Consider the following 15,059-nt stretch of genomic DNA (forward strand, 5'->3'; position numbering starts at 1 on the left):
CTGGTGAACGCTGGAGATCCAATGTGGGAGCGAGCTTGCTCGCGATGGCGTCTGATCAGGCGACGCGGATCTCAACCGGCGACGTGATAGGGATTCCTCGGATCATGGTCCCAGTCCAGAAACGCTTTCCCGTTATCGACCGGCACCATCTCGATGCAGTCCTGCACCGGGCAGGTGATCTGGCACAGGTTGCAGCCCACGCATTCGTCGTCGATCACTTCATATTTATGGGTGCCGTCCGGTTGTTTCAGGCTGGCGATGGCCTGGTGTGAGGTGTCTTCGCAGGCGATGTGACAACGGCCGCAGCCGATGCAGGCTTGCTGGTCGATCCTGGCGATTACCTGATAGTTGATGTCCAGGTACTTCCAGTCCGTGGTATTGCCCACTGCACGCCCGGAAAAATCCTGAACGCTGGAATAGCCTTGGCTGTCCATCCAGCGCGATAGCCCGTCCTTCATTTCGTCAACGATCCGAAAGCCATGCAGCATCGCCGCCGTGCACACCTGCACCGCGCCACTGCCCAGGGCCATGAATTCCGCCGCGTCACGCCAACTGCCAATACCGCCGATCCCGCAGATGGGCAGGCCTTGGGTCTGCGGGTCGCGGGCGATTTCGGCGACCATGTTCAACGCAATCGGTTTGACCGCTGAACCGCAGTAGCCGCCGTGGGTGCTTTGGCTGCCAACCATCGGATGCGCAACCATGCGATCCAGGTCAATGCTGGTGATCGAGTTGATGGTGTTGATCAGCGACACTGCATCGGCACCGCCACGGTAGGCCGCTCGAGCAGCGACGCGGATGTCGGTGATGTTCGGTGTCAGTTTGACGATCACCGGCAGTGAGCAATAGGTCTTGCACCAGCGGGTGACCTGCTCGACGTATTCCGGCACCTGACCGACAGCGGCACCCATGCCACGTTCCGGCATGCCGTGGGGACAACCGAAGTTCAGCTCGATGCCATCGGCGCCGGTGGCTTCTACCAGCGGCAGAATGTTTTTCCAGGACTCTTCGACGCAGGGCACCATCAGCGAGACGATCATTGCGCGATCCGGCCAGTCCTTTTTGACCTGAGTGATTTCCCGCAGGTTGATTTCCAGCGAGCGGTCGGTGATCAGCTCGATGTTGTTGAAGCCCATGACTTCACGGTTAGCGCCAAAATGCGCGGAGTAACGCGACGACACGTTGACCGCCGCCGGGTCCTCGCCGAGGGTTTTCCAGACCACACCACCCCAACCGGCCTCGAAGGCGCGGACCACGTTGTAGGCCTTGTCGGTGGGCGGCGCGGAGGCCAGCCAGAATGGATTGGGGGCTTTTATACCGGCAAAGACAATCGAGAGATCGGCCATTTACGCAGCCTCCACGTTGAGCATGAGTTGGGCATGGATCGCTTGCGCCGCGAGTTTGCCGTGCTGCACGGCCTGCACGGTGAGGTCCTGATCGAGGCTGGTGCAATCGCCTCCGGCATACACGCCGGGGATGCTGGTACGCATCTGCTCATCCACCTGAATCCGTTCGCCCTGGCGTTTCAACTCGCGAGCCAGCGGATCACTCAGCGCGCTGTCGTCGAAGCGCTGACCGATGGCTTTGAAGATTGCATCGGCGATCAGTTCGAAAGTTTCCCCGGTGTTGATCAGTCGGCCGTTTTCCATGCACGTGCGGGCGAAACGCATACCGCGCACCTGGCCTTTGTCGTCGAGCAAAACTTCCTGCGGTTGCGCCCAGGTCATCAGCCGTACCTGATTGGCCTTGGCGATGTCCTGCTCATGAGCGGTCGCGCCCATGTCCTCAACGCCACGGCGATACACCAGGTTCACATCGTGTGCCCCGAGGCGGGCCATTTGCACAGCCATGTCGATCGCCGTGTTGCCGGCACCGAGGACGATGCAATGGTCGGCCAGCGGCAGTTGCGTCAGGTCGTCGGCCTGGCGCAGTTCGCGGATGTAATCGGTAGCGGCCAGCAGCCCTGGGGCGTCCTCGTCCGTCAACCCGAGATGTTTGCTGGCGGCCAGGCCGAGGCCCAGGAACACCGCATCGAACTGCTGATGCAGTTCGCTGAGGCTCAGGTTTTCGCCGAGTTTTTGCCCATGGCGGATTTCGATTCCGCCGATTTCCAGCAGGAAATCCAGCTCATGCTGAGCAAAGTCATCCACCAGTTTGTACTTGGCGATCCCGTATTCATTAAGGCCGCCAGCCTTTTCCCGAGCTTCGAAAATCACCACCTCGTGACCCTGCATGGCACTGCGGTGCGCGCAGGACAAACCGGCAGGCCCGGCGCCGACCACGGCAATCCGTTTACCGGTGGCCGCTGCGCGTTTGAACGGGTGCTCGCTGAAGTGCGCGTTGTCGATGGCGTAGCGCTGCAACAGACCGATCAGCACTGGCGCGCATTCCTCGGCGTTGTTGCGTACACAGGCGTGCTGGCAAAGGATTTCTGTCGGACAGACCCGGGCGCAACTGCCACCCAGGATGTTCGCCGAGAGGATTTTTTGTGCGGCGCCCTGGACGTTCTCTTGATGGATGTTGCGAATGAACGAGGGGATGTCGATCTCGCTCGGACATGCGTTGACGCACGGCGCGTCGTAGCAATACAGACAGCGCGAGGCTTCCAGATGCGCCTGACGGTCGTTGAGCGGTGGCGCCAGATCGGTGAAATGGCCGGCGAGGGTGGCCGCATCCTCAACGGGATGGGGCAAGTGGTTCAGAGTCTTGATCACGGTGTTGGCCTCACGGTTATTTGAGGTGCTGCCTCTGATGGGCATTGGTTTTTTGTTGTCAGTGATGACGCCATCGCGAGCAAGCTCGCTCCCACACTGGATCTCTAGCGCTCACAAAACCCTGTGGGAGCGAGCCTGCTCGCGATAGGCCGAAGGCCGCTTTCAGCGTTTCACAGCTATCGGCCTGTGCAACTCAGCCCGCTTGCTCAGCAAATCGAACACCGCCGGGTAGGCCGGGCGTTCGATATAGCGTCCGGCACCGCGTTCGGCGCGCAGGTCGCCGTCGGCCCAGACCAGCCGACCCTGGCTGATGGTGTGGCTAGGCACGCCGCGCACGGTCTTGCCTTCAAAGATGTTGAAGTCGACATTTTGGTGATGGGTCTTGGCAGAAATGGTGCGCGTACCTTGTGGGTCCCACAGCACCAGATCAGCATCGGCGCCGACGCGGATCGCACCTTTGCGCGGGTAGAGGTTGAAGATTTTTGCGGTATTGGTGGAGGTCAGCGCGACAAAATCCTGCATCGACAGGCGCCCGCTGTTGACCCCTTCATCCCAGAGCACTGCCATGCGGTCTTCGATGCCGGCGGTGCCGTTGGGGATCTTGCTGAAATCGTCACGGCCCGCGGCTTTCTGTTCGGCACAGAAACAGCAGTGGTCGGTGGCGGTGGTGTGCAGGTTGCCCGATTGCAGACCATGCCAAAGTGCTTCCTGATGGCCGCGCGGACGGAAGGGCGGGCTCATCACGTAACCGGCAGCGGTTTGCCAGTCCGGATGCTGGTAGACGCTGTCATCCAGCAGCAAATGCCCGGCCAATACTTCGCCGTAGACCGGTTGACCCTTGCTGCGGGCGTAAGTGATTTCGTCGAGTGCTTCCTTGGTCGAGACGTGCACCAGGTACAGCGGTGTGCCGAGAGTTTCCGCGATACGGATCGCCCGGCTCGCGGCTTCGCCTTCCACCTGGGAGGGCCGCGACAGCGGGTGCGCTTCAGGGCCGGTGATGCCCTGGGCCATCAGCTTGCGTTGCAGGTGATAAACCAGCTCGCCGTTTTCTGCATGCACGGTCGGCACTGCGCCGAGCTCCAGGCAGCGCTCGAAACTCGCGACCAGCGTGTCGTCAGCCGCCATGATCGCATTCTTGTACGCCATGAAATGTTTGAAGCTGTTGACCCCGTGCAGGCGTACCAGCTCGGCCATTTCTTCGCGAACCTGTTCGCTCCACCAGGTGATGGCGACGTGAAAGCCGTAGTCGGACGCTGATTTTTCAGCCCAGCCACGCCACTGATGGAAGGCTTCCAGCAGCGACTGCTGCGGATTGGGAATGACGAAGTCGATGATCGAAGTGGTGCCACCGGCCAAGCCTGCCGCCGTGCCGCTGAAAAAGTCTTCGCTGGCGACGGTGCCCATGAAGGGCAGTTGCATGTGCGTATGCGGGTCGATGCCGCCTGGCATCAGGTATTGGCCACTGCCGTCGAGCACTTCGCAGCCTGCGGGAGTATCAAGATTATTACCGATGGCTTTGATCACGCCGTCGGCGCACAAGACATCGGCGCGATAACTTTCATCATGGGTAATAACGGTGGCGCCACGGATCAACAGAGACATTCCGAGTTCCTCGCAGGCTTGACCGGCTGGTGCCGGTTCTAAGTGTTTTATATGTAGCAGGCTAAGGAAGTTGTATTCCTGTCAGCGCTGTCAGGAATAAACGCTAGCTGGAGATATCGGATTGGGCAAGAATATTTTTTATAAGCTTATAACTGTATTAACGTATTGATATTTAACGGATAAATGTACAAATCACCAAAATGGTGAGGCCTCTCACCATTTTGACGCACTTGACAGGATCGAAATATGGTCAAGATTTCCTATGTGAAATCAGCTATTTGAGGTGTGCCTGTGGTTGATAGAAAAAATACAAAATAAATGTAGCGCACCAGATTGAGTCCTGACGGTTCGGACAACTTGCCTGGCATTTTGCCTGAGTGCCCAAGCAAGTATTCGCGGGCTTGATTGTTGTTTAAATAAAACTGATACACATCAGTTGTTTACATGGATTTTACCGACGTACCCAGGTCGGCGGCAGAGTGTCCGGCATGCTTATTGATTAGTGCCGCTGACACCTTGGCCGGTCGGTAAAAGTCGTCAGTTCTCCGGCCATCGTCCGGCTCGCGGTCCAACCGCTGGCCAGCCCGATGAGCAAAATAATCAAAAGAACAGTGGAGCGGCCATGCAACAGAACAGATCGCAAGTCACCGAGCGCGAAGGTTTGTACGAACTGGACGCCGGCAGCGACGTCCTCGACAGTCCCCGGTACAACCACGACATTGCGCCGACCAAGGTGCACGAACGAACCTGGAACAAATGGCACATCACCGCACTATGGATCGGCATGTCGGTTTGCGTGCCGACCTACACCCTCGGCGGGGTGCTCACCGCGTATTTCGGTCTGACGGTTGGCGAGGCGTTGCTGGCGATTCTGCTGGCCAACGTCATTGTGCTGATTCCGCTGACCCTCAACGCTTTCGCCGGCACCAAATACGGCATTCCGTTTCCAGTGTTGCTGCGTTCATCCTTTGGGGTGATCGGCTCCAACATACCGTGCCTGATCCGTGCGCTGGTGGCCTGCGGCTGGTTCGGCATCCAGACGATGTTTGGCGGGCTGGCGATTCACCTGTTTCTCGGTTCGATTTTCGAGGGCTGGAAATCCCTCGGGGGCACCGGCGAAGTGATCGGCTTCATGATGTTCTGGACGCTGAACCTGTGGGTGGTACTGCGCGGCGCCGAGTCGATCAAATGGCTGGAAACGCTCTCGGCACCGCTGTTGGTAGCGGTGGGGCTGGGCCTGCTGGTTTGGGCCATGCCGAATGTGTCGCTGACCGAGTTACTGGCCCAGCCACCGAAACGTCCTGAAGGTGCCAGCGTGACCAGTTACTTCCTTGCCGGGCTGACCGCGATGGTCGGGTTCTGGGCGACCTTGTCGCTGAACATCCCGGACTTCAGCCGCTACGCCAAAAGCCAGAAAGACCAAATCCTTGGACAGATTTTCGGTTTGCCGCTGACCATGTTCCTGTTTGCCTCGCTCGGCGTGGTGATGACTGCCGCGTCGGCGAAACTGGTGGGCGTGACCGTCTCTGATCCGGTCAGCCTGATCGGGCATATCCAGAGTCCGGTCTGGGTGGCGGTCGCCATGGCGCTGATCATCATCGCCACACTGTCGACCAACACCGCGGCCAACATCGTTTCGCCGACCAACGACTTCCAGAACCTGGCGCCCAAAGTCATCAATCGCACCAAAGCGGTGATGCTGACCGGCCTGGTTGGGCTGGCGCTGATGGGGCATGAACTGCTGAAGAAGCTTGGGTTGATCGTCTCCGATGTCAGCCTGGAGACGGTCTATTCCAACTGGTTGCTCGGCTACTCGAGCCTGCTTGGGCCGATTGCCGGGATCATGGTGGTGGACTACTTTCTGATCAAGAAGCAGCAACTGGATCTGGCGGGTCTGTACCGTGATGACGTGTACCCGGCGTGGAACTTGAATGGCTTTATCGCCTTCGGCGTGCCGGTGGTGTTGACCTTGCTGTCGCTGGGCAGCGATGCCTTCAGCTGGTTCTACAGTTACGGCTGGTTCACCGGCTCGGCTCTTGGCGGTTTGATGTACTACGGTTTGTGTTCGATGCGAACAAGTCCGTCTGTTGCGAAATCTGCGGTGTGAGGGATGGCCTCATCGCGAGCAAGCTCGCTCCCACATGGGTTTTGTAAACACTGGAGATCCACTGTGGGAGCGAGCCTGCTCGCGATGACGGCCTCAAATACACCAAGGAAATGCCTGAAGAAACCCATAAAAATTAGTCTGAAGGAGATCACCATGAACGCAGCCGTAGACGTTCTGCAGTCCAGCCATCAGCACATCAACCGCGACCGCCTCTGGCAGTCGCTCATGGAACTGGCCAAACTCGGCGCCACGGTCAAGGGCGGTGTCTGTCGCCTGGCCCTGACCGACCTCGACCGCCAGGCCCGCGACATTTTTGTCAGATGGTGCGAGGAGGCGGGCTGCACGGTAAGCATCGATGCGGTCGGCAACATCTTCGCCCACCGCGCCGGGCGCAATCCGCAACTGCCACCGGTGATGACCGGCAGCCACATCGATACCCAGCCCACTGGCGGCAAGTTCGACGGCTGCTTCGGCGTGCTGGCCGGCGTTGAAGTACTGCGCACCCTCAATGATCTGGGCGTGGAAACCGAAGCGCCGCTGGAAGTGGTGGTCTGGACCAACGAAGAAGGCTCGCGTTTCGCTCCGTGCATGATGGGCTCCGGGGTATTTGCCGAGAAGTTCACCCTCGAAGAAACCCTGGCCAAGACCGACGCCAGCGGCGTGACCGTGGGCGAGGCGCTGAACGCTATCGGCTATGCCGGTCCGCGCAAGGTCAGTGGTCATGCAGTCGGTGCCTATTTTGAGGCGCACATCGAGCAAGGGCCGATTCTTGAGGACGAGCGCAAAACCATTGGCGTGGTGATGGGCGCGTTGGGGCAAAAGTGGTTCGACCTCAAGCTACGTGGTGTCGAGGCCCACGCCGGACCAACGCCGATGCATTTGCGCAAGGATGCACTGGTCGGGGCAGCCGCCATTGTCGCTGCTGTGAACCGCACCGCCCTCGGCCATCAACCTCACGCCTGTGGCACCGTCGGTTGCCTGCAAGCCTATCCAGGCTCGCGCAATGTGATACCCGGTGAGGTGCGCATGACCCTGGACTTCCGGCATCTGGAACCGGCGCGGCTCGACTCGATGATCGCCGAGGTGCGGCAGGTGATCGATACCACGTGCGACGAACACGGTCTGAGCTATGAACTGACTCCAACTGCCGACTTCCCGCCGCTGTATTTCGACAAGGGCTGCGTCGAGGCGGTGCGCGGCGCAGCGCAAGGTCTTGGGCTGTCGCACATGGATATTGTCAGCGGAGCAGGGCACGACGCGATCTTCCTCGCCGAGCTGGGGCCGGCCGGGATGATCTTCGTCCCGTGCGAGGGCGGCATCAGCCACAACGAAATCGAAAACGCCGCACCGGATGATCTGGCAGCCGGTTGTGCGGTGTTGTTACGGGCGATGCTGGCGGCCTCGGCGGCGATTGCCAGTGGTGAGTTGGGGGCCTGAGTCGCCTTACCAGAATGCCCGGACATAATTGAACGGCGCATGGTCAGCCAGGCGCCGGTTCATGACGCCGAAGCCGGCACCGTCGGTTGGGACGTCGACAAAGTGCTCGAGTCCATGACTGAACCCCGCCGGCGCGGGCTGCGAACGTTCAGTCCCGCTTTTGGCCGATGCACAGCCTTACGGCCACGCGCGATGGCTTGTTATAGTTCGGGCCTCATTTTCAGCGCCTGCAAGGATCACTGCCATGTCCGAATACCAAGCCTTTCGCGTCGAACTGACGGACAACATCGCCCATGTGCAGATAAATCGCCCGGAAAAGATCAACGCGATGAACGCGGTGTTCTGGACTGAAATCATCGAGATCTTCCAGTGGATCGACGACACGGATGAAGTCCGTGCAGTGGTGATCAGCGGCGCCGGCAAGCATTTCTCTTCGGGCATCGACTTGATGATGCTGGCTTCGGTGGCCAATGAAATGGGCAAAGACGTCGGTCGCAATGCGCGCCTGCTACGGCGCAAGATCCTGGCGTTGCAAGCCTCGTTCAATGCTGTCGATAACTGCCGTAAACCGGTGCTGGCAGCAATTCAGGGCTATTGCCTGGGCGGTGCCATCGATCTGATTTCTGCCTGTGACATGCGTTATGCGGCAGAGGATGCGCAGTTCTCGATCAAGGAAATCAATATGGGCATGGCCGCCGACGTTGGCACTTTGCAACGCTTGCCGCGGATCATCGGTGACGGCATGCTGCGAGAACTGGCATACACTGGTCGCACCTTTGGCGCGGAAGAGGCGCGCAGCATTGGCTTGGTCAACCGGGTCTACCCGGACACGGCCAGCCTGCTGGATGGGGTGATGGGCATTGCCCGTGAAATTGCTGCAAAATCGCCGATTGCGATTGCCGGGACCAAAGAGATGATCAGCTACATGCGTGATCACAGCATCAACGATGGCCTGGAATACATCGCTACCTGGAACGCCGCGATGCTGCAATCCACAGACCTGCGGGTCGCCATGGCGGCGTCGATGAGCAAGCAGAAACCCGAATTTCTGGACTGAGCACACATGACTTCACGCTGGACCACTGCAGTACTTGACACCGACTTACCCGGCGGCTGGGCCGTGGCCCGCAGCCCCGAAGGCTTTTTGTTCGACGACAACGGCGCGCTGTTTCCGCGGGAATGGCTCAAGCGTCAGGACCTGTCGATTCTCGCCGAGCATGGCATCGGTCATCTCGACGGTGAGCCGGTGTATTTGCTGGAACTCAAGGCTCACAGCGAGGTGCCGGGCTGCAACTGGAAAGGCTTGCGAGCGTTCATGCTCGATGGCGATCACACGGTTTACAAAGTGCTGGGCTACGCCGCGCAAATCGGCACCTGGGCGCGTGAGCATCGGTTCTGCGGCAATTGCGGTCAGCGTATGACACAACTGCCGCGTGAGCGGGCGATGTACTGCGAGCCCTGTGATTTGCGTAGCTATCCGCGGATTTCACCGAGCATGATCGTGTTGATCACCCGAGGTGACGAAATTCTGCTGGCGCGCTCGCCGCGCTTTGTTCCGGGGGTCTACAGTACCTTGGCGGGTTTTGCCGAGCCCGGCGAATCGGCTGAAGATTGTCTGATCCGTGAAGTGCGCGAAGAGGTGCAGATCGAGGTCAGGAACATCCAGTACCTGGGCAGCCAGTGCTGGCCGTTCCCGCATTCGATGATGCTCGGTTTTCATGCCGAGTACGCCGGTGGCGAGATCGTGCCGCAAGCTGATGAGATCGAAGACGCTCAGTGGTTCAACATTCACGCGCTACCGCCGTTGCCGGCGGGACGCTCGATTGCCCGCTACCTGATCGACATTTATGTAGCTCGGCGCTTAGGCCATGCTGAACCAGTGCTGCCAGGCTAGACGCACGGTCAGACTCAGCACCACGGTGATGAATACAGGGCGAATGAACTTCGCCCCACCGCTGATGGCGGTGCGTGCACCAAAGAACGCGCCGACCATCACCGACAGGCCCATACTCAGGCCGATGATCCAGTCCACTTGCCCGGAAAAGACGAACACCGACAGCGCCGCGATGTTGCTGACGAAGTTCATGCTGCGCGCCACGCCGCTGGCCTTGACCAGATCGATCGGGTAAAGCAGCAGGCTGCTGACGGTCCAGAAGGCGCCAGTGCCGGGGCCGGCCACGCCGTCGTAGAAACCGAGGCTGAAACCCTGGCTCGATTGCCACTTCTTCTTGATCGGTGCGTCGCTGTCCAGCGGCGCTTTCGGTGTGCCGCCAAACAGCAGATACACACCGCAGGCGAAGACGATCACCGGGAGCATCTTGTTCAGCCATTCAGCTGGCAGGTAGTGCGCAACGATCGCGCCCGTCAGTGCGCCCACCAGGGTTCCGATGATCGCGTGCAGCCACTGCCGTGGGTGGAACAGCTTGCGTCGGTAAAAGGTGAAACTGGCGGTGGCCGAGCCGAAGGTCGAGCTGAGTTTGTTGGTGCCCAGCACCAGGTGCGGCGGCAAACCAGCGGTGAGCAGCGCCGGGGTGGTCAGCAGACCGCCACCGCCGGCAATGGCATCGATGAAACCGGCAATGAACGCGACGATGGCCAAAATGGCCAGAGTGGTGAGGTCTACGCTGAGTTCGAAAGGCATGAGGTCGACTTATTCGGCGGGGTGCAGGAGCGGGCTGCGGGGAAGGGCCGGTATCTTACCTATATCCAGACTTTGCGGCGACCGATCTGGCCTCATCGCAAGCAAGCAAGCAAGCAAGCGAACGTCGAACATCGAACGGCGCGTAGGAGCTGGCGTAGCCTGCGATCTTTTCAAGATCAAAAGATCGCAGCCTGCGGCAGCTCCTACGCGTACGCGCGCGGGGGTGTTACAAGCCCAGATCCGACAGACCCGGATGGTCATCCGGGCGACGGCCCAGCGGCCAGTGGAACTTGCGTTCGCTTTCCTTGATCGGCAGGTCATTGATGCAGGCGTGACGGTTGGACATCAGGCCGTGCTCATCGAACTCCCAGTTTTCATTGCCGTAAGAGCGATACCAGTTGCCAGAATCGTCATGCCATTCATAGGCGTAACGCACGGCGATACGGTTATCGGTGAAGGCCCACAGCTCTTTGATCAACCGGTAATCGAGTTCCTTGGCCCATTTGCGGGTCAGAAAGCCCTTGGCTTCTTCGCGGTTGCTGGCGAATTCGGCGCGGTTACGCCATTTTGTGTCCAGGGTGTAGGCCAGGGATACCCGTTGCGGATCGCGGGAGTTCCAGCCGTCTTCGGCCAGACGAATCTTTTCAATGGCCGACTCACGGGTGAACGGCGGAAGTGGCGGACGAACTTCGGCATCAGATGACATTTAAAGTCTCCAGGGAAAGTGTGTGTTCAAACAGCGGGTTGGTCTTGTTTAAACAGTGACAGGTCCAATAACTTTCGCGCCATGCATTGCGCATTATCGGCGGCACTGTGATCGCCCATGACAAGAGCAACGGTAATGGCGCCATCGATCAGGATCAGCAACTGTTTGGCCAGCGCCTCCGGATCGTGTACGCCATGTTCGGTGCAGAGCTCGCACACGTAGTCGAGCAGCTTCTGTTTATGTTCCTTCGCCACCAGGCGCACCGGGTCTTGCGGGTCGCCGGTTTCACCGCTGGTGTTGATAAAGGCGCAGCCGCGAAAGCCTTCGCTGGCGAACCAGTCCTTGAGCACGGTGAACAGGTTGAGCAATCGCTCGGCCGGGGTCGGGGCCTTGTTCACTTCGGTTTTGAACCAGTTCATCCAGCGTACGTCGCGACGTTGCAGGGCCGCGACGGTCAGCTCCTCCTTGCTGGCGAAGTAGCGGTAAATACTTTTTCTGGAGACGCCGGCAGTTTTCACCAGGAGATCCATGCCCGTGGCAGCAATGCCACTTTTGTAGATCAACTTTTCGGTGACATCCAGAATAATGTCGCGTGTGTCGTTGCTAATGATTTCGTTCATGTTGCAGAGAGTAGAACGAGCGTTCTCCTTGGTCAAGCAGGTATTCCAGGTGCCTGTTGAGTTGCCTTCGCGAGCACGTTCGCTCTCACAGTTGAAATGCAGCCCCCTGTGGGAGCGGGCTTGCTCGCGAAGAGGCCATTACAGACAGTAACAAGACCCGAGCGGATCCATGGTGTAAGCTCTCGGGTTCTTTGGATTCGACCCTTTTGCGAGCCCTATGCCGTCGCTTTTCAAACGCTCTCTACTGCCCAAGCTGCGCAGTTTTCCGCTGACCGCCGATGCGGTCTCCGTCCTTTCTGGCGCTGCCGAGTTTCGTCGTTGCCTGCTGGAGAAAATTGCCCAGGCGACCCAGCGCATTTACATCGTCGCGCTCTACCTGCAACACGACGAAGCTGGCCAGGAAATCCTGGATGCCTTGCATGCCGCCAAAGCTGCGCGTCCGGAACTGGACGTGGTGGTGGTGGTTGACTGGCTGCGGGCGCAGCGCGGATTGATCGGCGCCGGCAAACAGCCGGGCAACTCGGCGTGGTATCAGCAGCAGACTCGCGAGCATGCCAGCGAAGTGCCGGTGTATGGCGTGCCGGTGCAAACCCGTGAGCTGTTCGGCGTGTTGCACCTCAAAGGCTTCGTGATCGATGACTGTGTGATTTACAGCGGCGCCAGCCTGAACAACGTCTATCTGCACAAATTCGACAAATACCGATTCGACCGTTATCACCTGCTGCGCAACCGCGCGCTGGCCGATTCCATGCAGCATCTGGTTCAGCACGGGTTGATCGCTTCCAAGGCCGTGCACCGTCTCGATCTGCCGAACCTGCCAACCACCCGCAGCCTGCGCAATGACATCGGCGACCTGCGCAGCCGCCTCAAGCATGCGACGTACGACACCACGGTGGGCACGCTGGCCAAGGACGGTCTGTCAGTCAGCCCACTGCTCGGGGTTGGTAAAAACAATCCGTTGAGCCGGGTGATCTGTGAACTGATCGCCAGCACTCACCATCAGCTGACCATCTGCACGCCGTATTTCAACTTACCGTTGCCGGTAACCCGTGAAATCAACCGGGCCCTGGCACGCGGGGTGAAGATCGACATCATTGTCGGTGACAAGACCGCCAACGACTTCTACATCCCGCCGAGCGAGCCGTTCAAGGTGATCGCGGCGTTACCTTATCTCTATGAAATCAGCCTGCGACGCTTTGCCAAGCGTCACCAGCGAGTGATCGACAGCGGTCAGTTGAACCTGCATCTGTGGTGCGACGGTGATAACACCTATCACCTCAAAGGCATGTGGATCGATCAACGCTACACCTTGCTGACCGGCAACAACCTCAATCCGCGAGCGTTTCGCCTGGACCTGGAAAATGCTTTGCTGATCGATGATCCCAAAGGTGAATTGCAGGAACCCCGTCGCAGTGAGCTGGCGGAGATTTTCCGTAATACCAGCCGCATCGAGCGCTATCAGCAACTGGAAACCTTGCTGGAATACCCACCAGCAGTGAGCAAGTTTCTGCGTCGGGTCAGCCGGGTGCGGATCGAGCGCTTGCTTTATCGCATCCTGTAAGCGAAAAAAAGCCCCGTCACATGGACAGGGCTTTGCTTGCTGCTTGAAGCTTGTCGCTAAAAGCTGCTCTTAAAACACTACGCCCTGGCTACGCAGGTAGTCGTCGTAGGTGCCGCTGAAGTCGATCACGCCGCTTGGGCTCAGCTCGATGATTCGAGTGGCCAGGGACGATACGAACTCACGGTCGTGGCTGACGAAAATCAGCGTGCCCGGGTAGTTTTCCAGCGCCAGGTTCAGCGCTTCGATGGATTCCATGTCCAGGTGGTTGGTCGGTTCGTCCATGATCAGCACGTTCGGCTTTTGCAGGATCAGCTTGCCGAACAACATACGGCCTTGCTCACCACCGGAAATCACCTTGACCGACTTGAGGATCTCGTCGTTGGAGAACAGCATGCGGCCCAGGGTGCCGCGAACTACTTGCTCGCCTTCCTTGGTCCAGCGGCCCATCCAGTCGAACAGGTTGGATTCGTCTTCGAAGTCCGACGCGTGATCCTGGGCGTAGTAGCCCAGTTCGGCCGCTTCGGTCCACTTGACGGTACCTGCGTCCGGAGTCAGTTCGTTGACCAAGGTGCGCAACAGGGTGGTCTTGCCGATCCCGTTCGGACCGATGATCGCCACGCGCTCGCCGGCTTCAACGGTGAAGCTGAAGTCCTTGAACAGGGCCTTGCCGTCAAAGCCCTTGGCCATACGCTCGACAATCACTGCCTGGCGATGGAGCTTTTTGGTCTGGTCGAAGCGGATGAACGGGCTGACGCGGCTCGAAGGCTTGACCTCGGCCAGCTGGATCTTGTCGATCTGCTTGGCGCGGGAGGTGGCCTGCTTGGCTTTCGAGGCGTTGGCCGAGAAGCGGCTGACAAACGATTGCAGTTCCGAGATCTGCGCTTTCTTCTTGGCGTTGTCCGAAAGCAGTTGCTCGCGGGACTGGGTCGCCACGGTCATGTACTCGTCATAGTTACCCGGGAACAGGCGCAGTTCGCCGTAGTCCAGGTCAGCCATGTGGGTGCAGACACTGTTCAGGAAGTGTCTATCGTGGGAGATGATGATCATCAGGCTGCTGCGCTGGGTCAGAATGTTTTCCAGCCAGCGGATGGTGTTGATGTCCAAGTGGTTCGTCGGTTCGTCGAGCAGCAGCACTTCCGGATCGGAAAACAGCGCCTGAGCCAGCAGAACGCGGAGTTTCCAGCCGGGCGAAACTTCGCTCATCGGGCCATTGTGTTGCTCGATGCCGATACCCAGGCCCAGCAGCAATTCACCAGCGCGCGATTCGGCGGTGTAACCGTCCATCTCGGCGAAATCGGTTTCCAGCTCGGCGACGGCCATGCCGTCTTCTTCGGTCATTTCCGGTAGCGAGTAGATGCGGTCACGCTCGGCCTTGACCTTCCACAGCTCTTCGTGACCCATGATCACGGTGTCGAGCACGCTGAATTCTTCGTAGGCGAACTGGTCCTGGCGCAGCTTGCCCAGACGCACGTTCGGCTCGAGCATGACCTGTCCGCCGGACGGATCGAGGTCGCTGCCGAGGATTTTCATGAAGGTCGACTTGCCGCAACCGTTGGCGCCGATCAGGCCATAGCGGTTACCCGCACCAAATTTGACCGAAACGTTCTCGAACAACGGCTTGGCGCCGAACTGCATCGTGATATTAGCTGTAGAGATCAATTACCTTACCTT

General features: G+C 59.1%; 12 protein-coding genes. 5 read left to right on the plus strand and 7 right to left on the minus strand.

All coding sequences use genetic code 11. The features are described from left to right. Positions 1-71: 71 nt before the first annotated feature. From preA to hydA, 3 genes are all read right to left on the minus strand, one after another. The gene (gene preA / locus AC1RKH_RS02910) at positions 72-1,346 is read right to left on the minus strand and encodes an NAD-dependent dihydropyrimidine dehydrogenase subunit PreA (RefSeq protein WP_493061032.1); all 1,275 of its coding nucleotides are present in this window, start codon (positions 1,344-1,346) and stop codon (positions 72-74) included. Next, positions 1,347-2,714, minus strand: coding sequence for an NAD(P)-dependent oxidoreductase (locus AC1RKH_RS02915; RefSeq protein ID WP_493061033.1), 1,368 nt, complete (start codon positions 2,712-2,714; stop codon positions 1,347-1,349). 162 nt (positions 2,715-2,876) lie between these two features. Continuing rightward, complete coding sequence (gene hydA / locus AC1RKH_RS02920) at positions 2,877-4,316, minus strand: dihydropyrimidinase (RefSeq protein ID WP_493061034.1); 1,440 nt, start codon at positions 4,314-4,316, stop codon at positions 2,877-2,879. A gap of 622 nt (positions 4,317-4,938) precedes the next feature. Here hydA and AC1RKH_RS02925 point away from each other — a divergent pair. The 4 genes from AC1RKH_RS02925 (at position 4,939) to nudC (ending at position 9,754) form a co-directional block, all read left to right on the plus strand. Continuing rightward, entirely contained in the window at positions 4,939-6,423 is a 1,485-nt protein-coding gene (locus tag AC1RKH_RS02925) for an NCS1 family nucleobase:cation symporter-1 (RefSeq protein ID WP_493061035.1), read from the plus strand. Positions 6,424-6,576: 153 nt separating this feature from the next. Beyond that, positions 6,577-7,860: a Zn-dependent hydrolase gene (locus AC1RKH_RS02930; RefSeq protein WP_493061036.1), complete on the plus strand. Its 1,284-nt coding sequence runs from the start codon at positions 6,577-6,579 to the stop codon at positions 7,858-7,860. Positions 7,861-8,104: 244 nt separating this feature from the next. Next, complete coding sequence (locus AC1RKH_RS02935) at positions 8,105-8,917, plus strand: crotonase/enoyl-CoA hydratase family protein (protein WP_493061037.1); 813 nt, start codon at positions 8,105-8,107, stop codon at positions 8,915-8,917. A gap of 6 nt (positions 8,918-8,923) precedes the next feature. After that, positions 8,924-9,754, plus strand: coding sequence for an NAD(+) diphosphatase (gene nudC / locus AC1RKH_RS02940; protein WP_123424479.1), 831 nt, complete (start codon positions 8,924-8,926; stop codon positions 9,752-9,754). Here nudC and AC1RKH_RS02945 read toward each other — a convergent pair. The 3 genes from AC1RKH_RS02945 to AC1RKH_RS02955 all read right to left on the minus strand — a co-directional run bounded on the left by AC1RKH_RS02945 (position 9,722) and on the right by AC1RKH_RS02955 (position 11,827). Beyond that, complete coding sequence (locus tag AC1RKH_RS02945; protein ID WP_493061038.1) at positions 9,722-10,501, minus strand: TSUP family transporter; 780 nt, start codon at positions 10,499-10,501, stop codon at positions 9,722-9,724. The genes nudC and AC1RKH_RS02945 overlap by 33 nt on opposite strands. A gap of 226 nt (positions 10,502-10,727) precedes the next feature. Next, positions 10,728-11,207: a nuclear transport factor 2 family protein gene (locus AC1RKH_RS02950; RefSeq protein WP_493061039.1), complete on the minus strand. Its 480-nt coding sequence runs from the start codon at positions 11,205-11,207 to the stop codon at positions 10,728-10,730. 26 nt (positions 11,208-11,233) lie between these two features. Next, positions 11,234-11,827, minus strand: a complete 594-nt coding sequence (locus AC1RKH_RS02955) for a TetR/AcrR family transcriptional regulator (protein ID WP_123424482.1) — start codon at positions 11,825-11,827, stop codon at positions 11,234-11,236. A 217-nt stretch (positions 11,828-12,044) separates the two neighbouring features. On the opposite strand from AC1RKH_RS02955, the gene pssA reads away from it, so the two are divergent. After that, the gene (pssA, locus tag AC1RKH_RS02960; RefSeq protein ID WP_493061040.1) at positions 12,045-13,388 is read left to right on the plus strand and encodes a CDP-diacylglycerol--serine O-phosphatidyltransferase; all 1,344 of its coding nucleotides are present in this window, start codon (positions 12,045-12,047) and stop codon (positions 13,386-13,388) included. Positions 13,389-13,457: 69 nt separating this feature from the next. On the opposite strand, the gene AC1RKH_RS02965 is transcribed toward pssA, so the two are convergent. Then, on the minus strand, positions 13,458-15,047 hold the full coding sequence (locus tag AC1RKH_RS02965) for an ABC-F family ATPase (RefSeq protein WP_493061041.1): 1,590 nt from the start codon (positions 15,045-15,047) through the stop codon (positions 13,458-13,460). Positions 15,048-15,059: the final 12 nt, after the last annotated feature.

This window comes from Pseudomonas sp. GW822-FHT06B12 (genome assembly GCF_058799675.1).